This is a genomic window from Burkholderia sp. b14 (assembly GCF_900156195.1).
In the GTDB taxonomy this organism is placed as follows: domain Bacteria; phylum Pseudomonadota; class Gammaproteobacteria; order Burkholderiales; family Burkholderiaceae; genus Mycetohabitans.
On the sequence record NZ_FTPJ01000003.1, the window covers coordinates 70,986 to 94,142 of the forward strand.

Genomic DNA, 23,157 nt, shown 5'->3' on the forward strand with positions numbered 1-23,157 from the left:
CACCGAAGCACGGTGCACGGTACATCGAGACGCGAGGCGTCAGCGTTGCACGGAGTCCTTGCCGGCTTGCCGCATGCTGTGCTCGAGCAGCTTGTCCAACTGGGTCGGTTCGATCGGCTTGACCAAGTGCGCGTCGAAACCGCTGGCCAACGATCGAGCCCGGTCTCCCGGCTGGCCGAAGCCAGACATCGCAACAAGTGTCGAGCCGGACAGGTCCACGTTCGAACGCAGTACGCCCGCCACGCCGAACCCGTCGACATTGGGCATGGCCAGGTCAGTCAGCACGAGATCCGGCAGGAACACGCGTGCGATCTCGATTGCGTGCGCGCCGTCGTAGGCCACGCGGGCCATGTGGCCCTTGAGTTCGAGCAGGATGGCGAGGCTGTCGGCGGAATCGCGATTGTCGTCCACGACGAGCACCCGTAGGGGTATTGACGGCGTAGACATGATGACGCTGGACGATGCCGGCGGATCCGCGAGTGCCTGATGTCGGGCGATCGGCAAACGTATCGTGAACGTGCTGCCGCAGCCGAGCCCATCACTGGACGCGTCGATCATTCCGCCGTGAAGTTCGATCAGCGAACGGCACAGCGTGAGACCAATCCCCAGGCCAGTATCGGTTGGATTCTGTGCGTGGTTTTCTTGCACGAACAGGTTGAAGATCGACTTCAGTCCCTGCTGCGAGATGCCCCGGCCCTGGTCGATCACACGCAGTAAGAGCATGCGCTTTTCGACGGTGACTTCGATGCTGATCCCGGCGCCGCTGGGCGAGAACTTGGAGGCATTGTCCAGCAAGTTCTGCACCACCTGGACCAATCGCGTCATGTCGCCACGGACCCAGGCCGGCCTGTGCGGCAATTGTACATGCAAGGTCTGCCAACGCTCGTCGATGAAGGGGCGGGCCGCTTCTACGCTACGGGCGACGACTTCCGCTATGTCGACGCAGGCCAGGCGCAGCTCCAACTTGCCGGTGGTGATCCGCCCGATGTCCAACAGATCGTCGACAAGTCGCGTCAAATGGCTGACCTGCCGATCGATCACGTCACGGCAATGACGCATCGTCGCATCGACGTTCGGGACCAACTGCATGACGCTGACTGCATTACGCACGGGAGCGAGCGGATTGCGCAATTCATGAGCAAGCATCGCGAGAAACTCGCTCATGCGGTGGCTGGACAGCTCTAGTTCCTCTAGACGTTTGTGCTCGGTCATATCGCGCGTCACCATGGTGAAGCCGAGCAGTGTGCCGGCGGCGTCGCGTACCGCCGTGATCACGACATTAGCCCAAAACAATGTGCCGTCCTTGCGTACGCGCCATGCATTGTCTTCGACACGTTCCGTGTTCGCCGCGGCTTGCAACTGCTGCTCGGGCATGCCGTTGGTGTCATCGTCGTCGCGATAGAAGATAGACATATGGCGACCCATCACCTCTTCTGAACGATACCCGTTGATCTGCATGGCGCCGGCATTCCAGCTCACCACGCGGCCTTGCGGATCCAGCGTGACGATCGCGTAGTCCTTGACTGATTCGACCATCAGTCTGAACCGTTCTTCGCTCTGGCGAAGCTTATCCTCCTCCGCACGTTGCTCGGTCAAGTCTCGGGTGACTTTCGCGAAGCCGCACAGTTCGCCCGATGGCGCGCGCAGCGCTGTGATCACGACATTGGCCCAGAATCTCGACCCATCCTGACGGACGCGCCAACCCTCATCCTCAACGCGGCCGAATTCAGCGGCATGCTGCAATTCATACTCGGGCTTGCCGTCCGCGATGTCCGCCGGATTGTAGAACACCGAAAAGTGGCGCCCAATGATTTCATCGGCACGGTATCCCTTAATGTACTGAGCACCGGTATTCCAACTCGCGACATGGCCTTGTGGGTCAAGCATGAAAATCGCGTAGTCCTTGATATTCTGGACCATCATTTCGAAAGTGGCGGGATCATGCAGCACGGCTCGCCCTGGCATCGTGGTCACCTTTGTTTCCACAGGTTGGCTAGTGGCACTGGAGGTCTGTCTTGCATAGCGGTATGAATTCCCAATTTGGCGCTTTATTAATAAGCCTGTCGCCATTGCTGATACCAGTTCATCAACGGCGTAGCGGAAATGCCGTGGACCACAACCGATGCGGTGACGGTGAACAATACAATGGATACAATTGTCGTGCTGGCCTGTACACCATGCTCAACCGCGCAGGCGGTGTAGTAAAACGAACCGATTCCACGGATGCCAAACCAGCTCATCAGGCGACGCTGCGCCGGTGATGTGCGGGAGCCGGCCAGCGAAATACCCACCGCGAGTGGGCGAACAAGCAGGAACAGCGCAGCCGCCACCATCGCATTGCGCGGGCTGAACAACGGCATCGGCAAGGTGGTCAGTACATTGCCGATGACGATCATGGTGGCCATTTCCGCGATCCTTTCCAGTTCGATCGTGAAGCCGAGAATGGACTCGGCCATGTAGGCATGAGCCTTGTCTGGATGTGCTGCGGTAGCTTGAACGTCCTGTGGGTTGAGTGTGCCGATCGCCGCTTGCGCCGTGCGCTCGCCACTGGCGCGATGCTCAACGCGGCGCATCGCGACACCGGCGGCAAATACTGCAAGGAATCCGTAGGTATGGGCAAGCTCTGCAGCGCCGTACGACAACCCGATCAGCCCGAGGGCGAAAAAGCCCTCCAGGTCCAGTGCCTGTGCATGCCGTGTACGCAGCCATGTCACTACGTGGGTCGTTGCCCATCCGAGGGCGCCGCCGATGCCGATTGCACCAATGCAGCCCCAGAGCGCATGAGCAACGAAGACCGGGGACAGCGCCGCGGCGGCTGACCTATCCGGTTGGGTGCATAACGCAATGCCTAGGAGCACGAACGGCATGGTTGCTCCGTCGTTCAATCCGCCTTCGCCGGACAGCGCAAAACGCATCCGGTCTTGATCGCGCGAGTCTTGTACTTGAACGTCGTGGGCCAGCACGGGATCGGTCGGAGCCAGAATGGCGGCTATCAACAGTGCGGGACCGACTGGCAGACCGAGTACTACCATGCCGAACGCTGTCAGTAACGGTATCGTGACTAGCATTGCCAGCACGCCGAGCCTTAGCGGCAAGCCCCAAAGCGGATCGGCCAGCGGCACCCGCAACCGTAAGCCAATGGCGAACAGTGACACGAGCAGGGCCACTTCGGTCAACATTCGCAGCAAATGCGCGTCGCGAAAAATATCGAGTGCGAGCATTCCGGCCCCGGGCGTGCCGAGCGCAGCGCCTATTGCCAGATACAGCATCGCGCTGCTGCAAGGCAGGCGCTTGAGCATCGAGCCGGTGATGCCCATCACGACGAAGACGCCGCCCACGATGAAGAACCAGGTTGTTTCACGCATGATACATAAGCGCGCTCTGTCGGATAGACGCTTGGGCGCGCATCGTCATGATCCGCGGCGCCGGCCGAATGCGTGCCGCAATGCCTGTTTGGACCGTTCCAGGACCTGGCGGCGCGACGCAGGTAAGTGCTTTCCAGCGCGGTTGATGTAGAAATTCAGCATCGACATGGCCGATTGAAACGGTGTGCCGCGACGCCGCGTGCTGCGCATCGACGAGCGCTTAAGCGATTCAGCGATTTGCTGCGCCGTGCCCTGCGTGAAAACGTTCGACTCCAGGTCCAGTGCATGGCTGTGCTGAGTCACGTCGCGTGACCAGTGCTTTGCACGGTTGCTGCGATGGGCGGCGCGCGCTGCCGCGTGACGCTGGCGCGGCGGACGGCCATTACGGTGCCGGATAGACGGGTGGGAACGGGTGCTGCTTGTCATGGTGGTCTCCCGGTATGCGACAACGCGCTATTGCAAGGTTCATGCCCATGCGTCACCGACTTGGCTGTCCGGGATGGAGGCGGCAGAGCAACCAGGCATGATTGATGCTGTGCTGAAGGAAGCTGAGACGCCGGGTCCGCCACGTCCGGCGGTATGACTCACACTGTCCAAACTCGAGGTACGCCATGTCACGGATGTCGACGCTGAGGGACATACGGGCGATCCACAAGCTTGCCGCCGAACGGCTCGTGCAAGGTATGGTGACTGTCGGTTACGGCGCCAACCGGCAAACGGTCGCTGAGTTGTTCAACGACGCGTTTGAGCAGAACCTAGTGGCGGTCGAAAGCTACCGTGAGATCGTCGAGTACATTGGCATGGCGACATCCCGGCGTGCCATGGAAGCGGCGTTGGTCATGCACGAAAAGCTATGCGTCCCATTATCTGACGGGTTCCATCTGCATGCATGATTGGCACGCGCGCAAGGGGTTGAGTCATGTGCCGATGGCCATTGTCGGTCTTTGATCTGGGGGAGAAAGCCATGCTTCGTTACGCTGTTATTTTTTTCATCATTGCCATCATCGCCGCCGTGTTCGGCTTTGGCGGGATCGCTACGGGCGCAGCTGAAATCGCGAAAATACTGTTTTTCATCTTCCTCGTGATTTTTTTGGCGACGTTGTTGCTTGGCCTGATTAGACGATAACCCCTACTGTATGAAAGTGAAAGACTCGGAGCAACGTAACCTATATGAGACGGTGGCGGGTGTTCGGATTTCGCATCCCAATCGGGTGATGGATCCGCACACCGGCACCCGCAAAATTGACCTGGTTCGCTATTTCGAATGGGTGGCCCCGGTGTTGCTGCCTCATCTGCGCGCACGGCCCGTCGGGTTATTGCGCGCGCCGGGCGGGATCGATGCAGAGTTGTTCTTCCAAAGGCATAGCGACCGGCTTGCGATACCGCATGTCACGCAGCACGAAGGTCTGGACCCCGAACACAAGCCACTGATTACCATCGACGATACGGCGGCGCTGGTGGGGGCCGCCCAGATGGACGTGATCGAACTCCATACATGGAACGCACAGATCCCTGCCATTGAACATCCCGACCGAGTCGTCTTTGATCTCGATCCCGACCCAGCGTTGCCGTGGCGCGCTATGCTCGAGGCCGCCGAACGTCTGCGTACTGTGTTGGCGGACCTTGGCTTGCGGTGCTGGTGCAAGACCAGCGGCGGAAAGGGATTGCACGTAGTCGTCCCGTTGGGCTCACACGTCGGTTGGGGCGACGCCAAGGCGTTCTCGCAGCGCGTTTCCTGCCATATGGCTACCGTCTGGCCAGAGCAGTTTGGCGCGAAAATGGGCGAGCAGAACCGCCGTGGCAAGATCTTCATTGATTACCTGCGCAATAGCCGCGGTGCGACCACGATCGCCGCCTACGCGCCGCGCGCCCGCCCAGGGGTTGCTGTGTCGATGCCGCTCACGTGGGACGAGGTGCCCCGTACGAGCAGCGCGACGCAATGGACATTGCGCAACGTCGCCGAACGGCTCGACCAATTAGGCGCAGACCCTTGGGCCGACTATTGGAACACGCGCCAGCGCGTCACAGCGGCAATGCTTGAACGCTTGGAGCCGGGCGGCGAGGAGGCCTGAGCACACTGCTGACCTGGCCCGGTATCCGACGGTGAATGTCTTCCCGAAGCGTTGTAAAAAGGGCACGGGCAGGCGTAGCCACAGCGCGCCGGGATCGGCATGTGCTCGCCGCATAGTGGCCCATCATGCAGTTGGTACGAGTGTTGCTTGCTAATGAAACAGCGCTCCACGCCGCATTGCGCGTGCGCGGTCGCGCTTGTTACTCAAATTGAAGGATTACCGAAAATGCCCCAACTACTGGAACAACGCATGCGTCAGTCGCTGGCATTGACGCCGCGACTGCAGCAGTCGGTACGCCTTTTGCAGCTGTCTTCCGTCGAGTTCCAGCAAGAACTGCGCGCGGCGCTGGACTCCAATCCTTTTCTCGAAGACGACTCGTTGAGCGGAGCCGAAGACGCCGCACCGGATACGCTGGCCGGCGCCGACTGTGAGAGTGGGGACGGTGCGTTGCCGTCCTGCGCTGAACCCATCACCAGCGGCGCGGAGGCCGCCGGTGTGGTGGCGGAGACGCCCTATTCGGATACGGTCACCACGGATTTCGCTGGCGATCCGTATGATCACGGCCCAATTCGCGAACACAGTGGCGCGGACAACAGTGATCCGATCGCCTGGGTACGCACTCAGCCGTCGCTGCGCGAGCAATTGCAGGGTACGTTGTGTCTGTATCGCCTCGATGAGCGTGACCGGGAACTGGCTCAATTGGTGATCGAGGCGCTGGATGACGATGGTTACCTGCGACAATCGCTGTCGGAATTGGCCGCGCTTGCCGAGCTTGGCACGCCACCCACCGACGAGGAGCTATTGGTTGCGTTACGCTTTGTGCAATCGTTGGATAAGCCTGGTATCGGTGCCCGCTCATTGTCCGAGTGTCTGCTGCTGCAGTTGAACGCGATGCCGGATGACACGCCACGGCGCGACATTGCGCGTGAGATCATTGTGCATCACTTGGAGCGGCTGGCACGGCGCGAACTCGGTGAATTGCAGAAGCATATTGGTTGCAGCGTGCGTGCGTTGCATGAGGCCTGTGCGCTCATCCGCAGGCTTGATCCGAAGCCCGGTAATGCATATGGACGGGCCGAGGACAACTATGTCGTGCCGGACGTGATCGTGCGGCAGGTTCGGGACAAGTTCGTCGTCACCGTGAATCCCGCAGTGCTACCGCGCGCTCGGATCAACCGGATGTACGCGGATTTGTTTGCGCAAGCATCGGGCACTAACCGTTCGCCGCTGGGGCAGCAATTACAAGAAGCGCGCTGGCTGTTGCGTAACGCGCAACAGCGCTTCGATACGATCCAGCGGGTCGCCGAATGCATTGTGGCCCACCAAAAAGCGTTCTTCCTGTACGGTGAAATCGCACTAAAGCCGCTCGTGCTGCGCGACGTCGCGGACGAGCTGGGCCTGCACGAGTCGACGATCTCGCGCGCCACGGGCAACAAATACATGGCGACGCCGCGCGGCATATTCGAGTTCAAGCACTTTTTCCCTCGTGAACTGTGCACCCAGAGCGGCGGAACGTGTTCCGCGGCGGCCGTGCGGGCATTGCTTAAGGAAATGATCGATGCCGAGGATGCGCACGATCCCTTGTCCGACGTTACGCTTGCGCGGATGCTAACGCAGCAGGGCATCCAGGTGGCCCGGCGTACCGTGACTAAGTACCGGCAGCAAATGAAGTTGCCGCCGGCAGAGTTGCGCCGGCAGATGTAAAGTCGTCGTTGGCGCTTTGGCAGCGCGGCGCTTGGAGCGGGCGTGGCCTCGCATCAACGTGGCCGCGCACCGCGTTGCTCAGCCCCCGTATATATCGAAATCGAAGTACTTCTGCTCAAGCTTTTTGTATGTACCATCGATGAGCATGTCGGCGATGACCTTGTTGATTTTCACCTTCAGGTCGGTGTCTTCCTTGCGCAGGCCAATGCCCGCACCGATACCCAGGGTTTTTTCGTCTTGCAGGCCAGGGCCGACGAATGCGTATCCTTTGCCGCGCGGCGTCTTCAGAAAGCCGACGTCAGCTTGAACTGTGTCTTGCAGCGCCGCGTCCAAGCGGCCGGCGAGCAAGTCGGCATAGACTTGATCCTGATTCTGGTAAGGAACGACCTGGACGCCCTTGGGCGTCCAGTGCGTCTTTGCATATGTTTCTTGAATGGTGCCTTGTTCGACGCCCACGCGCTTACCCCTGAGCGATTCTGGCGTCGGCTGGATGCTCGAACCGACCTTGGCTACCAGTCGCGTCGGCGTGTTGAACAGCTTGGCCGAAAACGCAACCCGCTTGGCGCGCTGCGGCGTCATCGTCATTGAGGACAGCACGCCGTCGAACTTACGCGCCCTGAGTGCGGGAATCATGCCGTCGAAATCGTTTTCGACCCACACGCACTTGGCATGTAAGCGACGGCAGATCTCGTTGCCTAGATCGATGTCGAAGCCGACCAGCTTGCCGTTCGCGGCCTTCGATTCGAAAGGCGGATAGCTCGCGTCGACGCCGAAGCGGATAGTGGACCAGTCCTTGGCGTAAGCGCTGGCGGATACGCTGAAGGCGACAACCGCGACAGACACAGCGGCAAATAGCTTTTTCACTTTTAGTTCCCTTTGAGTCTTGGTGGGTTGTGGATTCTCATGCATCCCTTCTGTGAGAGGAACGTTTCGGCGGATGCATCACGCACGAACCGGTGAGCCGCGCGTGCTGCTTCTGCGCCGCGCAGAGTAGCAGTCTAGAAACGCCGCGTCGAGAGGGCGGTGCTCAAGTATTATTAATAGGGACAGGCTTGTCGGAACCTGCCACTAACCGACAGCGCCGCCAGCGTAGGGCCCCGTGCTGCGGCCCTTCAATCGTAGCAGGCCAAGCAGCATGTCCAGGTATGGCGTCGGCACGCCGCTCATCCGAGCAAGCTCATACGGTGCACTGACGATTCCATCGATTTCCATCGGCCTGCCGGCTTCGGCATCCTGCAGCATCGATGTCTTGAATGCGCCGAGTTGGCGCGTCTGAGCATTGCGTTGCTCGACACTCATGCCCATGTCCAACCCCAGCTTCGCACCGATGGTTTGCGCTTCCCGCATCACTTCGGCAACCAGGTGTGCTGTGAGTGGATCGTCCAAGATTACGTCGGCGGTTGAACCGGTGAGCACGCTGATCGGGTTCATCGTCATGTTGCCCCACAGCTTCGCCCAAATCTCATGTTGGATCGAAGAGGCGAGCGACACGTCGAAACGGGCGTCTTGCAGCAGCCGGACAATGTCATGCTGAACCGCGTCGCCGGTGCCGTGCGGTGCCCGAGCGATCAGCAGATTCCCCTTGTTGCGCACGATCACACCGGGGTGCCGGATCAGGCATCGGTGACTATCGTAACGGCTTATCGATGTACGTGCAACCAATATGATGTGTGCGCACACATATTATAGGTGGGCGGACTAATGGAGAAGCTAACGCAGAGTGCTGGCAGAGGGATTTGATGGAGCAAATGGGTGGAGCGAATTGGCAGAGGGTATTGCCGAAAAGTTTAATTAGGCAGCTTAAACAGAGCGTCGGGGTAGCAATGGTATGCTGGATGCTCGTTTCATCATCGATTGTCAATATCCCGATCGTCCATGCGTACCCGACGTCCTGCTCCGAGCCCGATCGACCAGCTTTTCACCTACCGGCTGCATTGGCTCAAAAAGCTGACCGACAAGGCAATGAACGACGCATTCGTTGCCCGCTTGGGGTTGCCCCTGACCGAGGCGCGCGTGCTGCTCAGCGTTGGCTCGTTCGGTCCGTTGTCGGTATCGGATCTCGGACGCGCGTCGAACCTGGATCGCAGCCAGGCGAGCCGCGCCACTGACGTGCTGGGCAAGAAGGGTTTGCTGACCAAAGAAGCGGACGAGGAAGACGGCCGTGGCGTGCGCATCGCGCTCACGGCAAAAGGCGCCTCGTTGTTTCGCAAGGCCGCATTGATTTCCCGCAAACGCAACGATGCAATTCTCGCGAGCGTGTTGCAAGCGTAGCGTGTAGCGTGGGCATCCGGGCCGGCACATATCCGGGACGCCAATGCCGCGTTCCCGCTGGAATGGATTGCCGCGATGATCGCATAAACGCCGTCCTCAGTATTGGAATGTTTGTTCGATCCATTTGAAGGTTTTTTCGCGTAGATTAGATAGACAGGTGTGCCTATTATCGGTTTGTCGTGACTCCGATGGGCTACCCCTAGGCTTGCCCGTGCGCCGGTATCCGTCGTGGAGGACGAGATCGCGAAAATGGCTGACCTGGTTCGTGCAAGTGGCCGCGCGCTTCGGCCCTGGCGCGCCGCGGGTCCCGCTTTGCTTTACGGTATCGGCTATTCGTCGCCGGCGCGCTTGCAATTTTCAACGCATAAATAATATGGAGTCTGTCTTGAACCATTCGATTTCGAAGACGCTGACACGCATGTCTTGGGCTGTTGCGACGAGCCTTGGCCTGTTGACCGTCTCCGGCGTGGCACGCGCCGACGATGCGAAGCCGAACAGCGAACCTTGCGACGCGCCTTGGGACGCCAAGACGATCTACCAGGGCGGTGAGGTGGTCAGTTACGCTGGGCGAAACTACACTGCGGCCTATTGGACGCAGGGCAACGCGCCGGACCTGAATAGTGGCGACGGCAATACTGGCCAGCCGTGGCGTGTCGGGCAAACTTGTAACGTGGTTGCCAACGTGGCCAGCGGTAATCCGGACGCCAATTTCTCTCCTGCGACCCTGCAGTTCTTGAAGAAGAACACGGGTTTGGACGGTGAGCAGTGGAACAACATTATGAAGTTGATCAACAAGCCGGAGCAGGACTCGCTGCAATGGACAAAGTACTATGGGTACTGTCAGAACATCCACGATAATCGTGGCTATACGATCGGGATTTTTGGCGCGACCACGGGCGGTTCGAACGATACCGGGCCTGACGGTCCCGAGCTGTTCAAGACGTTCGATGCGCTCAGCGGTGCCAAGATTCCGTCTGCGGAAGGCGGACTTGCCCGCATTGGCGCGCATGGCAAGATGTCCGGCTCAATCTTGAAGATCTCGGACAGCAGTAAGACCTTTTGCAGCAAGGTGGGTGCGCAACAGAACAACCCGACGTGGCGCGAGGCGATGTGGCGTACATTCTACAACGTGGACATCCAATACAGTGTGCAACAGGCTCGTCAGCGCGGCTTTAACAGCGCGCTGACGATCGGCTCGTTCGTCGACACGGCGTTGAACCAGGGGGCGGACGGCGGCGGGGACTCGCTGAAGGCGCTGCTCGCGCGCTCCGGCGATAGCCCGAACGAGAAGACCTTCATGACGCGGTTCTATGCCGAACGGGCTAAGGTCGTCGACACGCACGACTACAATACGTCGCCCAACGGGAAGAACCGGGTCAAGCAATGGAGCAAGCTAATGGACCAGGGCGAGATGAACTTGAAGAATGCCGACGCGGCGATTGTCAAGGTCACGAACTGGCAATTGCACTAGCCGTCGGGCGCCAAGGGGCCGTGAGCCGCGGTCGATGATGGCACCTGGGCCGCCAGGTTGTCAGCCGCGGCCGATGTATCGCACCTCGATCGCCATCACGGTCATGAACTGCACGTTCGCGCCCAGCGGCAAGCCAGCCATGTAGAGCACTGCGCTGGCGACGTGCGACACGTCTGTCGTCGGTTCAGCGACTGCCTGGCCGCTTAGCTAAAGGACGCTGGCTGGCGGCCCTGCGCTCGGTCATCTTGGTCGCCCGCATTGCCGATGTCAATCTGGCCGCACGCAATGTCGTGCGCGCTACGACACGGTGGACGAGGACGCCGGCGCGACGGCGGCCATGGCATGTACTATCCAGGGGACGGCTTAGCCGGCGGAAGCGCAGGGGGCTCAGACGCTGAGCAATTCCACCTCAAATACGAGCGTTGCATTCGGCGGGATGACACCGCCTGCGCCGCGTGCGCCATAGCCCAATTGCGGCGGGATCGTGAGCCGGCGCACGCCGCCCACACGCATTCCCTGCACGCCTTCGTCCCAACCTTGGATGACCATGCCGGCGCCCAACGCGAACGAAAACGGCTGGTTGCGATCCTTGCTGGAATCGAACTTCTGTCCGTCGGTAAGCCAGCCGGTATAGTGCACGTTGACCGTCTGGCCTGCTTGAACCTGCGTGCCAGTGCCTTCAATCAAATCATCGTATTGCAGCCCGGAGACGGTCGTTACAGTGGCCATGGCGAGATTCCTTGAGTCAAAAACCGACATCGTAGCGCAAACGGTCGGGCACCGGCGGGATCGAGCTTTGCTAGAAGGGTGAGCTTTGCTGAGGTTCGGCTTCAGCCTGCCCAGCAGCGCGAGCTGGATCCTTCGCCGGCGCGGATCGTGACAGCGCCGGCGCGATGCCTATAATACCTGTCACGGCTTGGCGTTCCGGTCCGTGCTTTGCCAAACGGAGAAATTGTATTGAGTCGCTCTATTCCTGCATCGGGCAACTTCGACGGTGAGCCCGACGATGCGTTGGTCGCTCGCGCGGCCTACCTGCAGACCGTTGCCGCTTTATTTGCGCGCGATCGCGTGTTGTCGGCGGTGTCGCATGACTTGCGCAGTCCGCTCAACGGCATTCACAGTTGGATCTACGTCCTGGAGAGCAAGTTGGGGCAGGCCGAGCCCACCATTGCACGGGCATTGACCGGCTTGCGCACGGGCGTGGAGCAGCAGGTACGCATCATCGAAGATGTCATTGATGCTACTCGCGAGCAAAGCAAGGCGCTGCCGCTAAACAAGACGATGCTCGACGTCGAACGTGTCGTCGCGCACATTGTGCAGTGCCTGGATGCGACTTTCGCGCGCGAACGTGCCACGGCGATCGAGGTGCGCTGGCCGCCGTCGCGTATCTCGATTGTGGCGGACGGCGTGCGCATTGCGCAGGCGCTGTGGGCGGCGTTGGCGTATGCCGTGGACGCGTCGCGCCCTGGTGGGACGGTTAGCATGGAAAACGTCTTTGACGACGGTGTATGGCGGTCGGTCATCCGGTTTCAACCGTCTGATGCGCTGACTAATCCGGACTTGCCCCATGCGTTCGAACCATTCTTGCGCGGGACGACACCGGTGCAGGGCGCCGACGGGATGCCGCTCGCGCTGTCCGTCACGCAGCGCGTCGTGCTGGCGCACGGCGGCAAATCGAGCGCGGCGAGCGGGACCGATGGTTTCACCTCGATCGCGCTGACGTTGCCCGAGCGCGGATGAGCCAGCCGCCGGGCGCCGACCTGTCAACCGCTGGCCCGCTGTGATCATAGCGCGTGCGGCGTGCGCGTCTCGTTGGCCGTGGCGCCGGCTTGCGCGCTGCGGTGCGCGTCGGCCAGCAGTCGACCAGCGTCTGGTACAGCATCGCTTCGGCCGCGGCACCCGGCGTCCAGCCGTCGGCTTGTCCGCTGGCAACGGCGCGACGCTGCGACGTATTGAGCTTGGACCAACTGCGCCACGCGGCCAGCCATCCGTCGGTTAACTCGGACAGCACGGCCAGCCTGGCGCGCACGTCCTCGCCGCGCTTGTGGTCGTGGGTGGCGGTGTTCAGCGGTCTTCGACTCATCGCGATGTCGTTCCAACAGTTGAGGCGGCGCGCGATGCCGTGCAGCCGGGCTGTCCGGCGTCCGATACGTTTCACGAGGCGCATACGGAGACGGTGCGACGGGGCTATCATCGACATCATGAACGATGCTGCTTACCGTTTTGTCGCGTGCCATCCGTGGAATGACACAGGACGCGATTTCGTCGTCGGTGACCTGCACGGCTGCACTGATGCGCTGCGCTATTTGCTAGCGCAAGTGAGGTTCCATGCGGCGCACGACCGTCTGTTTTCGGTCGGAGACCTGGTCGATCGCGGCGATCATCCCGTCGAGGCGCTTGCGTTGTTGGAGATGCCATGGTTCTTCGCGGTCAAGGGCAATCACGAGGAGGTGATGTGCGACGTGGCCGACGGCGTGTTGCCACAGACAGCCTGGGACTCGATAGGCGGTGCGTGGGCGCGCGCCCTGCCGGCCGGGATGCTGAGCCACTACGCGGCGCGCGTTAGGCGCTTGCCACTGGCGCGTGTCGTAGGCACCGGTGCGCGGCGCTTCAACGTGCTGCATGCCGAATTCTTTGGCGACGACCTCACGCTGGATGCCGCGCAATTCGACGAGCGCACGCGCGCGCACTTGCTGTGGGGACGGCAGTTGATCGCGGGCGCAGGCGACCCACGCGTGCAGCGGGGACTGTCGCATACTTACTGCGGGCATACGCCGGTGCCCGAGGTCCGCACGGTCGGCGCGCAGACGTTCGTCGATACGGGCGCGTTCTCGCCGCATGGTGCACTGTCGATAGTGGACGTGCATAGCGGCCGCATCCATGCGATCTCGACTCGCGAGGCGCTGCGGCGGGGCGCCGCGTCGTTGGACTGGCCAACGCACGGTTAGCCGACCTGGGTCAATTCGAACACGACGTCGATGCGGTTGCCGTTCCAGTTGTATTCCAGGTAGGCGGCATGGTGGCATTGCCGTAGCAGCGTGGTCCGGAACGCCGCCAGGCACTCGCCATGCGGGTCGCGCACGGAAGGATATGCGATGCCCGCGTGGCCTGCATGGCGAGCGGCTGTACCGAGCGCCTGGCCGAACGTGTAATCGTGTGGATGCAGGATGGTCGGCGCGAGGGCATCTCGTTGGTCACGCAGATCCAGCACGCTGCCTTGCGCGATAACGGTGTAGAGCCGCATGGGCTGACGCATCGGCGGCTCATGCGTCGCAGACAGGAACAACGCGGTGTGATAGCGGGTTTCGGCGATTGCGGTCCGTGCGTCGCGTGCGCAATAGAACACGCCGAATGTACCCGGCGAGAAGCGACTGCCAGCGGGATTCAGATGGGTGAGCGCCGCCATGATTGGACCGTAGCCTGGACCGAAGCGGCGCTCTTCGGGCGGCACCAAGTCGATTTCGCCGACTTCGGTGCGCAGGCGATCGTTGGTGATCGCCTCGAGCGCGTACAGCGTGTCGAAGTCGCTGGCCGATGCGACGCGATCGAATAGGTTGATCGCCGGCAAGCGTGTCGGCACGACACGGTAGGCAGGCTGCCATTGGATCCTGGCGATGGGCCAGCAGCCCGGGTCGCGCAGTGCCGCAAGTGACGGCTCGCGGGCCCTGTCTTGGATGTTGCCGGAAGGCTGGGCAGTGCTGTGCTTGTCGTTCAAGCCCAACCTCCGCGCATCGCGTCAAGATATTGCCGCACGGCGACCAGGTCGCTGAGATTGCCTGCTAGCATCCGGTCCAGCGCGCGTTTGCCGTTGAACGGTGGTGCACTGTTGGGTCGCTTCACCCAGCCGTCGGCGGCATCCGGCTGCGGTAGCAGGATCTGCAGCGCCTTGTAAATGCCGAGCAAATGCGAGAGTCGCTCGAGTGTATCGCGTGACAGTCGTGCCGCATCGGGCGCGGCTTTCCACTTGAAGAACGTCGAACGCCCCGGGGAGCCTAGCAGCACGAGTTGTTCATCAACCGACAGTTGCCAGTCGTGGGCAATATTGAAGAATGCGCGCAGTCCAGCGGCGGACATTTCGGCCAGTGTTGGCTGACGGGCAGGCGGTATCGGTGCGGCGGCGCCTTCAGCGATTCGGATCGGACGGCTCATCGGGTACCCTATCTATATATGAACTATGAATCTAATATAGTCCAGATAAAGATTTTTACAAGTCGGCCAAACGGCTAATTCGCTTCTTTAGCGCTCCGCGCTCGGTTTTGGCGTGCGAACAGCAAGTGATCTGCCACTCACACTGCGATCAACGAAAGCGCGAGACGGGGTCGCGTGGGCGTGCACACCGCGTGGTGCGTTGGCTGCCGTGCACAGCGCCGCGACAGGCGGTCTTCGAGCGGGTGAGTGCGCGTGCCGGTCATCGTGGCGGCAAACGGGGCGCGCGGCCATTAACATGCGTTGCGGCCGCTGTACCGCGCGCCGGTCGCGATTATGCGATCGTATCGACCACACCACCGTCCACACGCAATGCGGCACCGGTTGTGGCGCTGGCTTGTAGCGAGCACACGTACACGACCATGTTTGCGACTTCCTCGGGCGTGGCTGCACGACGCAGGATCGAGCTGCCGCGATGGGCCATGACGAATTCGTCAGCGACTTGCTCGACGCTTTTACCTTGTTCAAGCGCCGGTTGTTCGACCATTGCACGAAAGCCCGCCGACAGCGTGGGCCCCGGTAGTACGGCATTGACCGTGACGCCGCTGCCGGCTGCGTATTTCGCGATGCCGCGCGCGATCGACAACTGCGCGGTCTTGGATAAGCCGTACGCAAGCATGTCTGGTGGGATGTTGAGCGCCGATTCCGATGAGATGAACACCACGCGTCCCCAGCGGCGCTCCATCATGCCTTTCAAGTAGCTGCGTGTCAGCCGCACGCCAGACATGACGTTCGCTTCGAAATAGCGGTGCCAATCCTCGTCGGGCGTTGAGAAGATGTCACCGGACCCGAACACGCCGAGATTGTTCACTAGGATGTCGACGTCGGGGAACGCGGCGCTGAACGCATCGCAACCGTGCGCATGCGACAGATCCGCGGCGAAGCCGCGCAGCGCGGCTTCCGGCACGGCCGCGCGGATCGTGCGCAATGCGTTGTCCACGCAATCCTGCTTGCGGCCGTTGACGATCGTGAGCGCGCCGGCTGCGGCCAATCCTGTTGCGATCGCGAGTCCAATGCCAGCGGTCGAGCCGCTGACGGCGGCGGTTTTTCCTGACAGATCGATTTTCATCGCGAATGCTCCCCTTGTTGAAAGTGAAAGGAGGTCGTCAGGGGGCATCGTAGCGGAAGTTTGCCCGGCCGGCTTGGCGCGCTGACCGGCACGATACCGTGCGTGTCGTTATGCGTTCAATCGTAGCGTATGCGTCGCCGGCATGAGAATCCGGTGGGGTGTCACGCCACAAAAAAATGCCGCAACTCGGGGCACATTCCCCGGTTGCGGCACCCGCTCTATGTACGCGCCGCGCGACGGGCGCGGCATGTGCGTTGCGTGCTTACGCTGCAGCGTCCTTGAGCTTCTTCAGCGCGCGTGCCTTGATGCGAACCGTGGCCGGCTTTGCATCGAACCAGCGTTCCTCGCCGGTAAACGGATCCTTGCCGAAACGGCGCTTCTTGGCCGGCACGGCTTGCACCGTGATTTTCAGTAGACCGGGCAGCGTGAATTCGCCCACCCCCTTCTTGTGCACGGCGCCGAGGACCGTCTGCTCCAGCGCGGCGAGCACGGCCTTGGCGGCTTTGGGCTCGACTTGTGCGCGTTCGGCGATATGGGCGCTGAGGCTGGCCTTCGTGAAAGTCTCCTTGATCGGTGCAGCGACGCCGTTGGCGACAGCCGCCTTTTTCGCCGGGGCTTTCTTTGCAAGGGCCTTCTTAGTAGGGGCCTTGGTCGCAGCGGCTTTTTTCGCTACAGGTTTTGCAGAGGTTTTCGTCGTTGGTTTTTTCGTGGCCATCGTATTGAAATGCCCAGTAGTTGAGAACCCTCGCCGGAGCCGCGCGTTACACGTTCATCCGACGAGTGGCTTATTCTACGTTGGCTGATGCGCTTATCGCTAGCTACGTTCTCTTAAGTGCAACATCGTTGACGTCTTTTGGCTCGGCGCGCATGCATCGATGAGGCATGTGTACCCGCATGCTGAACGCTTAGCATCGGGATATTCCTTCATCCATCCAAGAGGGGATGGTCCCGGCGGCGTGTCAGTCCGTCCGCGAGCGGCATGTACAGCGTATCCGAGTCAAGCGGTTCCGGTACGCGCTTGGATTGTTGCACCGATGTCCGCGCGCCGCGCAATGGCGCCAGCTGAGCGTGGCCTCCGCCATTCAGAGCGCGCTCGGCGCCGGCAATGACGCGGTGATCGCGTTGCAGCTGGCTGCACGGCTGCTGCTCGGTGACATGCAACGCGGGTTCATCCGCGACTATGCGGCGGCGAGACAGTCGATCAATGCTGCCCCGGACCCGCAATTGTCCCCATTGGAATGGCCGAAGCCGGCTAAGGCGGCTCGCGGTGCGAAAGCATTGCTATGAGCGCGGCCGCCTGTCGATCGGCTGCACGTCGAGCGCCTGGCTCAGTATCGGCGGCCGGTAGGCTTTCCAGCGTACTCGCACGAATGGTCGCTCGTGGCCGGACAGGTACAGGGCAATCCGTGTGACCCACCGGTGAGTCGGTGCATGATAGCTGTGCAGTGATACGGCGAGCCCGAGCAGGCTCGCGGCTACGACCCAGCGCGATACACGTGCGGCCGGGTTGGGCTCGCGCGTCGCTGCCCATGCGATCCAGCCCAGCGACACAGCTGCGCCAAGCGCGCAGCCGGCAACCACTTCGGACACCGAATGTGCATCTAGCGCGACCCGCGATACGCCGATCGCGGCACCCGCGATGAGTCCCGCGGCTAGCACTGCCAGTCGCAGCATGACCGGTGCGCCGCGCGTGCTCAGGAACGCTGCGGCCGGCAGTACCGCGCTCGCCAGCATCGAATGGCCGCTAATGCCAGTGAAATCCAGTGAGCGTATGCTAATGCCCCAGCCGAGGAAGGCCACCTTGGTAACCAGCACGAGCGCGATACCAGCAGCGAGAAAGCTGGACCACGCAAGCGCGCTGCGCCAGGTATGGCTTACGGCGAGCCACAGCGCGATGGCCGCGGCAACAGGCAGCATGGCGCCTGCTCCGCCGAACGCGGTAATGAGGGCCCAGGTGGTCGGCGCAAGGTCTGGCATGGTGGGGACAATGACGCGAAATCGACAAGGGACGGGTTGCGGTATGGCACAAGTATAACCGCGTGCATGGCGTGCCTTGGCCGCGACATTCGGCCGGGCGCCGACAGCGTTCGCGCAACAGCGGTATGGTGGCCGCGGCAAGCGCGAATCATGTCGACTGACCTGCGCGCGGGCGTTCCAGGTTCGGCAGCAGGATGGTGACGATGCCGATCAATGGCAGGAATGCACACACATGGTAGACGAACCGCACGCTGGTGATATCGGCCAGCCAGCCGAGCACGGCGGCACCCACGCCACCCATGCCGAACGCAAAGCCGAAGAACAGGCCGGCGATCATGCCTACCTTGCCGGGGACCAGCTCCTGCGCATACACGAGGATCGCGGAGAAGGCCGACGCGATCACCACGCCGATGATGACCAGCAGCACGCTGGACCAGAACAGGTTGGCGTACGGCAGCGCCAATGTGAAGGGGGCGACGCCGAGAATCGATGCCCATATGACATACTTGCGACCGATCCGGTCACCGATGGGCCCGCCGATCACCGTGCCGGCGGCGACTGACGCGAGGAAGATGAACAAATGAACCTGTGCCGATTGCACCGACAGGTGGAATTTGTCGATCAGGTAAAAGGTAAGGTAACTATTGATGCTGGCCAAGTAGAAGTATTTCGAGAATATCAACAGCATCAGCACACCGATGGCGGTTGCGATGCGCGATCGTGCCAACGCCACGCGGGCCGTGCTGGAGCGGGACTTCTTTGTAGACGGATGGCTACGGTACCAGCGTCCGACATTGAACAGGATCACGATGCCGACCAGCGCCGCGAGCGAGAACCAGGCGATGCTCGGCTGCCCGTGCGGGATCACGATCCAAGCGGCCAGCAACGGTCCGAGCGAGGTGCCGAAGTTGCCGCCAACCTGAAACAGCGACTGTGCGAGTCCGTGACGGCCGCCAGAGGCCATGCGCGCGACACGCGAGGATTCGGGATGGAACACCGACGAGCCGCAACCGACTAGCGATGCGGCCAGCAACAGTATCGGGAAAGTGCTGGCCACGGACATCAGGAGCAATCCACACAATGTGAAACCCATGCCGATAGGCAGCGAGAACGGTTTCGGGTGCTTGTCGGTGTACAGGCCCACGAGCGGCTGCAGCAGCGAGGCAGTGACCTGGTAGGTCAGCGTGATCAGCCCGATCTGGCCAAAGCTCAATTGGAAGTTGGCTTTGAGCATCGGATAAATTGCCAAGATCAATGACTGAATCATGTCGTTGAGTAGGTGCGAGAGGCTGATTGCACCGAGCACCGGGAACACGATTGCGTTGGTCCGCGTGGCGGCGGCGCTGAGTGTGGCGCCGCCGGAAGTCCCAGCGGTGGCCGCGGTCTGCTTGTCGAGCATGGACATCGATTTTTCTCGTCTGTGGGTCGAGGGCTGAGGTAGCCGATGCGGGCGTACCATCATGGTGCGACATTGAGTTTAATTTGGCTTAAACGCGCTGTCAGGACAATTATCGTCGAGAATCTGTCAAGCTAGCCGAGCGTATCGGCGCTGCGTGCACCGTGACCGAAAAAGCCGCCGGCTCGCTTACGTCAGGCCGAGTGACGCGAACAAGCGAGTTGATCAGTTGCGCGACAACCCTCGCCATTCATGGCGGGGAAGGATAGCGCGGATGCCGGCAGCATCCTTCTATGGCGCTAGTGCGGCGTTCGCTGCTGTTCGATGTACTGACGGACGAATTCGATGGGCGCACCACCGCAACTACCGGCGAAGTAGGATGGGGACCATCGCGCACCGCCCCACGGCTTGCGCCGAATGCTCGGAGAGCTTTTCTTTCGCACCAAACGGCTCGATACACCTTTCAGGCTGTTCACCGGCGCGGACAGCGCGACCTTCGGTGGGTAGTTCACCAGAAGGTGAACGTGGGCATCCTCGCCGTTCCACTCCGGCTGACCTGCGAATTCGGCGGCAAGCGCCCGGCAAGCAGACCGGATGCGTCGATGATGGCCGCTTTAGCGCCGCCGCGCGGCACAACGAGCTGACTCATTCTGCCTCGCTTATTCATTCACGGTATAGCCGGCATCCTCGATCGCCGCTTTCAGCGCGGCGCGGGGTTGGGTACTGTCGACCGTCACGTGGCCTCGTTCGAGGTGGACATCGACTCGGGCATGCACATCGCGCGCGCGGAGCGACTCGGTAACTGCTTTGACACAATGCTGGCAGTTCATGCCGGATACATTGAATTCGATCATGAGGGGCTCCTGTCAATAAAGCGCAAATTGATCAAATTAATCCACATCAGCGTACACCTTCCCATTGTGGCAAGGTGTAGCATTTTTAGTGTATTGAATCGCACGCGGTGCATCGACAATCATGAACATAGGCCAGGCCGCGCGCGCGTCAGGCGTCAGCGCAAAGATGATCCGCTACTATGAGAGCATTGGGCTCGTGATGCCGCGCAGCCGCACCGATGTCGGCTATCGCGTGTATGGCGACAAGGAGGTTCACGCGCTGCGGTTCGTGCGCCATGCGAGGCGGCTGGGTTTTTCGGTCGTCGATATCCGGCGATTGCTGGCGTTGTGGGACGATCGCGAGCGAGCCAGCGCACAGGTCAAGTCAATCGCGCTAGGTCACGTCGCCGAACTCGAGCAGCGCATCGCGGAGCTGTCGGCGATGCGTGACACACTAGCGCACCTGGCTGCGCATTGCCATGGCGATGCGCGGCCGGATTGCCCGATCATCGAACATCTGGCGTTGGCCGACAGTGGCCCATGTACGCATTATGCATCGCTACTGCCCGAGGCAGGCGTGGCCCGCAGCCGTCGTGCGGCACGCGGACAACGTGTTGAGGCCGCGCTCACTGACGCAGCAGCATTACCCCAAAGCAGAAGTTCGCGTTCGCGAGGCTGAACACCTGTTGCCAGCGCTTTGTACGGCGAGTCGATCAGCGTGGCCGCGCCGCTCCACTGCATGCCCCGGAATAGGCGTGGTGACGATGCCGGACGGATCCGGCGGTTCACACTGAATGGGCATCCCAAACGGGCATGCCCATTATTCGTGCAATTCGCTGGACTTTTTAGAGGCGGATTTCTATACTCGGGTTAACCCGATTAAGGGAAATCCCTGACGTCATTCCGGCGGGACGTCCCCCGGCTCCCTGGAGAATTGTGATGCTGACCTATCTGATGATGGCCTTATCGAACTGGTTCGAGAACGCCGAACGTCGCCGTCGCGAGGCTTATTTGGCGCAGTCGGCTGATATTTTCGAACTCGAGCGGCGCATTCGCGCGCTGGAACACAACGGTTACCGCTCATTCTAATCCTACGCTGCGCGGTAGGGGGAGCCGACCGAGTCGGGTTAGGATTGGCTTGATACTTGGCGGTGAAACGGGTAGGGACGCCTGCACCGAAGCCGGTACAGACCACATACCGCGGCCCTGATATTCTACGCGACCCAAGCTCGTCGCCGACGAATCCTTCCCTGTCCGACTTGCCGTCGAACGGCGCGCAATGCGACATTCCGCCGCCGCGCGCGACCGGCGGCGTTCATCTGCTGCCGTCTCGTCTCTCCCGAATGGGGCCGTTGATGGCGTCCGGTCTGCCGAAACTGACGAAGCCGTCAACCGCCGGGTTCTCGTGCGCTGCGGTGACGGGAGACCGCGTTGCCGTCCGCATTCAAGCGAAACGATGTCCCATTGGCCTGGGACAACTTCATATTAATTATGCCGGTGCCGCAATGCAGTGTGGTTTGCCGCACCGCACCGCGCCGCGTTAGTCTCCCGTTTTCAGTCGCTGCCTACCTCCAGTACGAAGCGGGCTTGCCGGTCGACGCCCAGTGCGTCGACGAGCCAGGGCAAGGTTTCGTGCAGCGCCGCAGTCAGTGTATACGGCGGATTGAGCACGAACATGCCGCTGCCGTACAGTCCCAGACCGTCTTTGGGCACCGTGCCGACGCTCAGTGCTACATGCAGCCAACGGTCTTGCCGCAAGCGCTTGAGTTGAGCGGGAAAGCGCTGCGCTTCGGGCCGTGTGACTTGCGGGTACCAGATCGCATAGACGCCCGTCGCAAAGCGCTTCAGGCACTCTTGGACGCAACCCAGTGTGCGCGCATAGTCGCGCTTGTCCTCGTAGGAAGGATCGATCAGTGTCAGGGCACGCCGCGGCGGAGGCGGCAGCAATGCCTTGATTGCCTCGAAGCCGTCGCCGCTGGCGATGATCGCGCGCCGCCCGGCATCGCGAAAATTGCTGCGCAGCACGTCGATCTCTGTCGTATGCATCTCGAACAGCCGCATTCGGTCCTGCTCGCGCAGCGTCTGCCAAGCGAGATAGGGGGAGCCGGGGTAGAAACGCAGTTCGCCATCCGGATTCAATGCACGTACGGCATCCACGTAATCGGCCAGCGGCGCCGGTAGATCGGTGCGTTTCCACAGCCGCGCAATACCTGTTTCGAATTCGAGTCGCTTCTGCGCGTAACCTTCGTGCAGCGCGTACGCACCGGCGCCCGCGTGCGTGTCGATATACCAGAACGCCTTGTCCTTCTGAGCAAGATAGCGCAGAAGGTGCACGACGACGCAATGCTTGAGTACGTCGGCATGATTGCCGGCGTGAAAGGCGTGACGGTAACTGAGCATGATGCTGGGTGGGCGGGCGCGGAAAGCTCGCTATTCTACGCCTGTGAACCGGGCGCATTGCATCGCCGGGATGCGAGCGCGGCGCCTGTCATTGGTGCGCGGTGACCACAATGTGCTCGATGCCCTAGAAGCATTTCGTCGATACGATATAGCTGGCACGCGGCCAGCGAAGCGCACGCAGTGCCTAGCCCATGATCTGCTCGGAGTGGCCGCCCGCGTACACCTCGGCGTTATCGAAAAAGTTCACACCGGCGTCGCGCGCGAGCCTGACGGCTATCGCATTGCAGCACGAGCCCCGGTTCCAGGCACAATAGCGCAATTCGTTCGCCGCGCGGTGTCAGACTGGGCCTGGGCATCGGTCGCCGGTCGCGATGACGCGTCACGTTAACGTTA

24 protein-coding genes and 5 pseudogenes are annotated in these 23,157 nt (G+C 61.3%); 11 read left to right on the forward strand and 18 right to left on the reverse strand.

Annotation, left to right across the window (positions count from 1 at the left end; genetic code table 11):
- Positions 1–39: 39 nt before the first annotated feature.
- The 3 genes from B0B13_RS04855 to B0B13_RS04865 form a co-directional block, all read right to left on the reverse strand.
- The gene (locus B0B13_RS04855; protein WP_076797146.1) at positions 40–1,965 is read right to left on the reverse strand and encodes a PAS domain-containing hybrid sensor histidine kinase/response regulator; all 1,926 of its coding nucleotides are present in this window, start codon (positions 1,963–1,965) and stop codon (positions 40–42) included.
- A gap of 86 nt (positions 1,966–2,051) precedes the next feature.
- A complete protein-coding gene (locus B0B13_RS04860; RefSeq protein WP_076794742.1) occupies positions 2,052–3,365 on the reverse strand; it encodes a cation:proton antiporter in 1,314 nt (437 codons plus the stop codon).
- Positions 3,366–3,410: 45 nt separating this feature from the next.
- Positions 3,411–3,791 (reverse strand): DUF3175 domain-containing protein, encoded by a 381-nt coding sequence (locus B0B13_RS04865; protein WP_076794745.1) that lies wholly within the window; start codon positions 3,789–3,791, stop codon positions 3,411–3,413.
- A 185-nt stretch (positions 3,792–3,976) separates the two neighbouring features.
- Here B0B13_RS04865 and B0B13_RS04870 point away from each other — a divergent pair, with 185 nt between their 5' ends.
- The 4 genes and pseudogenes from B0B13_RS04870 to B0B13_RS04885 all read left to right on the forward strand — a co-directional run bounded on the left by B0B13_RS04870 (position 3,977) and on the right by B0B13_RS04885 (position 7,141).
- Positions 3,977–4,258: a hypothetical protein gene (locus B0B13_RS04870; protein ID WP_139337324.1), complete on the forward strand. Its 282-nt coding sequence runs from the start codon at positions 3,977–3,979 to the stop codon at positions 4,256–4,258.
- A gap of 71 nt (positions 4,259–4,329) precedes the next feature.
- Positions 4,330–4,491: a DUF1328 domain-containing protein gene (locus tag B0B13_RS04875; RefSeq protein ID WP_076785108.1), complete on the forward strand. Its 162-nt coding sequence runs from the start codon at positions 4,330–4,332 to the stop codon at positions 4,489–4,491.
- A gap of 52 nt (positions 4,492–4,543) precedes the next feature.
- A pseudogene (gene ligD / locus B0B13_RS04880) lies at positions 4,544–5,437 on the forward strand (non-homologous end-joining DNA ligase); the annotation flags it as partial.
- A 225-nt stretch (positions 5,438–5,662) separates the two neighbouring features.
- Entirely contained in the window at positions 5,663–7,141 is a 1,479-nt protein-coding gene (locus B0B13_RS04885; protein WP_076794751.1) for an RNA polymerase factor sigma-54, read from the forward strand.
- A gap of 78 nt (positions 7,142–7,219) precedes the next feature.
- Here B0B13_RS04885 and B0B13_RS04890 read toward each other — a convergent pair whose 3' ends face one another.
- Together B0B13_RS04890 and B0B13_RS04895 are read right to left on the reverse strand one after the other, a co-directional pair.
- A complete protein-coding gene (locus B0B13_RS04890; protein ID WP_076797148.1) occupies positions 7,220–8,005 on the reverse strand; it encodes an ABC transporter substrate-binding protein in 786 nt (261 codons plus the stop codon).
- 204 nt (positions 8,006–8,209) lie between these two features.
- On the reverse strand, positions 8,210–8,734 hold the full coding sequence (locus B0B13_RS04895) for a ketopantoate reductase C-terminal domain-containing protein (RefSeq protein ID WP_286137239.1): 525 nt from the start codon (positions 8,732–8,734) through the stop codon (positions 8,210–8,212).
- Positions 8,735–9,016: 282 nt separating this feature from the next.
- On the opposite strand from B0B13_RS04895, the gene B0B13_RS04900 reads away from it, so the two are divergent.
- Complete coding sequence (locus tag B0B13_RS04900) at positions 9,017–9,412, forward strand: MarR family winged helix-turn-helix transcriptional regulator (RefSeq protein WP_237573848.1); 396 nt, start codon at positions 9,017–9,019, stop codon at positions 9,410–9,412.
- A gap of 385 nt (positions 9,413–9,797) precedes the next feature.
- On the forward strand, positions 9,798–10,883 hold the full coding sequence (locus B0B13_RS04905; RefSeq protein WP_237573849.1) for a chitosanase: 1,086 nt from the start codon (positions 9,798–9,800) through the stop codon (positions 10,881–10,883).
- Positions 10,884–10,943: 60 nt separating this feature from the next.
- Here B0B13_RS04905 and B0B13_RS19955 read toward each other — a convergent pair.
- Positions 10,944–11,176: pseudogene (locus B0B13_RS19955) on the reverse strand (3-oxoacyl-ACP reductase); the annotation flags it as partial.
- A gap of 94 nt (positions 11,177–11,270) precedes the next feature.
- Positions 11,271–11,612, reverse strand: coding sequence for an FKBP-type peptidyl-prolyl cis-trans isomerase (locus B0B13_RS04910; protein WP_076794759.1), 342 nt, complete (start codon positions 11,610–11,612; stop codon positions 11,271–11,273).
- A 228-nt stretch (positions 11,613–11,840) separates the two neighbouring features.
- Here B0B13_RS04910 and B0B13_RS04915 point away from each other — a divergent pair, with 228 nt between their 5' ends.
- Complete coding sequence (locus B0B13_RS04915; protein WP_083703640.1) at positions 11,841–12,623, forward strand: sensor histidine kinase; 783 nt, start codon at positions 11,841–11,843, stop codon at positions 12,621–12,623.
- A gap of 103 nt (positions 12,624–12,726) precedes the next feature.
- On the opposite strand, the pseudogene B0B13_RS17115 reads toward B0B13_RS04915, so the two are convergent.
- Positions 12,727–12,951, reverse strand: a pseudogene (locus B0B13_RS17115) (hypothetical protein); the annotation flags it as partial.
- Between the two features lie 133 nt (positions 12,952–13,084).
- On the opposite strand from B0B13_RS17115, the gene B0B13_RS04925 reads away from it, so the two are divergent.
- Complete coding sequence (locus B0B13_RS04925; protein WP_076785102.1) at positions 13,085–13,831, forward strand: metallophosphoesterase; 747 nt, start codon at positions 13,085–13,087, stop codon at positions 13,829–13,831.
- On the opposite strand, the gene B0B13_RS04930 is transcribed toward B0B13_RS04925, so the two are convergent.
- The 4 genes from B0B13_RS04930 to B0B13_RS04945 form a co-directional block, all read right to left on the reverse strand.
- A complete protein-coding gene (locus B0B13_RS04930) occupies positions 13,828–14,523 on the reverse strand; it encodes an RES family NAD+ phosphorylase (protein WP_076797150.1) in 696 nt (231 codons plus the stop codon). The two genes, B0B13_RS04925 and B0B13_RS04930, sit on opposite strands and share 4 nt — an antisense overlap.
- A 71-nt stretch (positions 14,524–14,594) precedes the next feature.
- Entirely contained in the window at positions 14,595–15,032 is a 438-nt protein-coding gene (locus B0B13_RS04935; RefSeq protein WP_076785101.1) for an MbcA/ParS/Xre antitoxin family protein, read from the reverse strand.
- 331 nt (positions 15,033–15,363) lie between these two features.
- A complete protein-coding gene (locus B0B13_RS04940; RefSeq protein WP_076794764.1) occupies positions 15,364–16,158 on the reverse strand; it encodes an SDR family NAD(P)-dependent oxidoreductase in 795 nt (264 codons plus the stop codon).
- Positions 16,159–16,420: 262 nt separating this feature from the next.
- Complete coding sequence (locus B0B13_RS04945) at positions 16,421–16,873, reverse strand: HU family DNA-binding protein (RefSeq protein WP_076785099.1); 453 nt, start codon at positions 16,871–16,873, stop codon at positions 16,421–16,423.
- Positions 16,874–17,100: 227 nt separating this feature from the next.
- On the opposite strand from B0B13_RS04945, the gene B0B13_RS04950 reads away from it, so the two are divergent.
- Positions 17,101–17,445 (forward strand): CHAD domain-containing protein, encoded by a 345-nt coding sequence (locus B0B13_RS04950; protein ID WP_076785098.1) that lies wholly within the window; start codon positions 17,101–17,103, stop codon positions 17,443–17,445.
- On the opposite strand, the gene B0B13_RS04955 is transcribed toward B0B13_RS04950, so the two are convergent.
- The 5 genes and pseudogenes from B0B13_RS04955 to B0B13_RS04970 form a co-directional block, all read right to left on the reverse strand.
- Positions 17,440–18,135 carry a phosphatase PAP2 family protein gene (locus B0B13_RS04955; RefSeq protein WP_076794766.1) on the reverse strand — a complete coding sequence of 232 codons (696 nt, stop codon included), beginning with the start codon at positions 18,133–18,135 and terminating at the stop codon, positions 17,440–17,442. The two genes, B0B13_RS04950 and B0B13_RS04955, sit on opposite strands and share 6 nt — an antisense overlap.
- 148 nt (positions 18,136–18,283) lie before the next feature.
- Positions 18,284–19,540, reverse strand: coding sequence for an MFS transporter (locus tag B0B13_RS04960; RefSeq protein ID WP_076794769.1), 1,257 nt, complete (start codon positions 19,538–19,540; stop codon positions 18,284–18,286).
- Positions 19,541–19,830: 290 nt separating this feature from the next.
- A pseudogene (gene tnpA, locus B0B13_RS04965) lies at positions 19,831–20,079 on the reverse strand (IS200/IS605 family transposase); the annotation flags it as partial.
- Entirely contained in the window at positions 20,040–20,180 is a 141-nt protein-coding gene (locus tag B0B13_RS18315) for a hypothetical protein (protein ID WP_170872377.1), read from the reverse strand. The gene B0B13_RS18315 and the pseudogene tnpA, both read right to left, overlap by 40 nt.
- Positions 20,181–20,190: 10 nt before the next feature.
- A complete protein-coding gene (locus B0B13_RS04970) occupies positions 20,191–20,385 on the reverse strand; it encodes a heavy-metal-associated domain-containing protein (RefSeq protein ID WP_076794775.1) in 195 nt (64 codons plus the stop codon).
- 121 nt (positions 20,386–20,506) lie between these two features.
- Between B0B13_RS04970 and cueR the strand changes: the two are divergent.
- Both cueR and B0B13_RS04980 read left to right on the forward strand, forming a co-directional pair.
- Positions 20,507–20,896, forward strand: a pseudogene (gene cueR, locus B0B13_RS04975) (Cu(I)-responsive transcriptional regulator); the annotation flags it as partial.
- Positions 20,897–21,303: 407 nt separating this feature from the next.
- Positions 21,304–21,453, forward strand: coding sequence for a DUF3563 family protein (locus B0B13_RS04980; RefSeq protein ID WP_076785094.1), 150 nt, complete (start codon positions 21,304–21,306; stop codon positions 21,451–21,453).
- 465 nt (positions 21,454–21,918) lie between these two features.
- Here B0B13_RS04980 and B0B13_RS04990 read toward each other — a convergent pair whose 3' ends face one another.
- A complete protein-coding gene (locus B0B13_RS04990; protein WP_076794780.1) occupies positions 21,919–22,764 on the reverse strand; it encodes a 23S rRNA (adenine(2030)-N(6))-methyltransferase RlmJ in 846 nt (281 codons plus the stop codon).
- Positions 22,765–23,157 lie beyond the last annotated feature (393 nt).